Here is a 1,030-nt window from a genome sequence, read left to right on the forward strand (position 1 = left end):
TTCCCTGATCGTCCTGAGGCCGGGTACCGGGCGTTTACCTTCAACTCACCGGCGATCGGCGGGGCAACGACACTGACCGAACTGTCCGCCGCGTTCGCCGGTACAGACACCTCGGCGGCGAAACGAGCGGAACAAGCCTGGACCCGGATGTCGACCGACACCGCCGACATCGCCGACGAACTCGACGCCATCGCCCACCAGATCACCGACCTCACCGAGGGACAGTCCTTCGAACAGGCCGCACACACCATCACCGCCGTCGCCGACAACGCCAGGATCTTTTCCGGTAACGCCCGGATCATGGGGCACACCATCGCCAGACTCAACCCCATCAACTCCTGGGCGCAGACAGAGATCTCCCTGGCGCAGGCCGCGATCGAGGAGATCAAAGACCCCGAGGAGCGGGATACCGCCGAACGTGTGTGGGTTGAGTCCTTTCTCGCCGGGGCACTACCGGCGGCGGTGGCTGAGGCTGTCCCGCCGATCAGTCACCTGATGCAGACCCCTTCCGCCGCGACCACCGGTTACGCCTCGACCGGTGGTGGACAGATCACGGTGGGAGACGACAGTGCCTCGGTTGCCGGTGGTGTGGGCACAGGTGCTGCGGGAACCACCGCGGATCGGATCGCGACCGCGCAGGCCGGTGGTGCGACTGTCGTGCATCCGGGTGCGACCGGGATACCGCCTGCCGGGGTCAGTGCCGCCGGGGTGTCCGGTGCCGGGGTGTCACCTGTGGTCGGGACCGGTGCTACGGGTGCTGTGGGTGGGGTTGGTTCTGCCGGGGCGGTCACCTCGCCTGGTGGTGTGGTGGGTGTGTCGGGTCGTGGTGGTGTCGGTGGGGCAGGCCACCTGCACCCCGGTGGCCCTGGTGCTGGCCTGGGTGGCCCCGGTGATGGCACTGGTGGTGGCCCTGGTGGTGTGCGGACGGGTTCCGGGGCGGGTCGTGTGGGTGGTGTTGGTGTTCCGGGGGTGTCGGTTGGTTCCGGTGGCGTGCCGGGTGGTGGGCAGGTGCGTGGCGGTGCCCCGGGTG

General features: G+C 68.6%; 1 pseudogene. It reads left to right on the forward strand.

From position 1 onward, the window contains the following. Nucleotides 1-1,030 (forward strand): annotated as a pseudogene (locus tag JIM94_RS11245) (hypothetical protein); the annotation flags it as partial.

The organism is Corynebacterium pygosceleis (assembly GCF_016595275.2).
Taxonomy (GTDB): domain Bacteria; phylum Actinomycetota; class Actinomycetes; order Mycobacteriales; family Mycobacteriaceae; genus Corynebacterium; species Corynebacterium pygosceleis.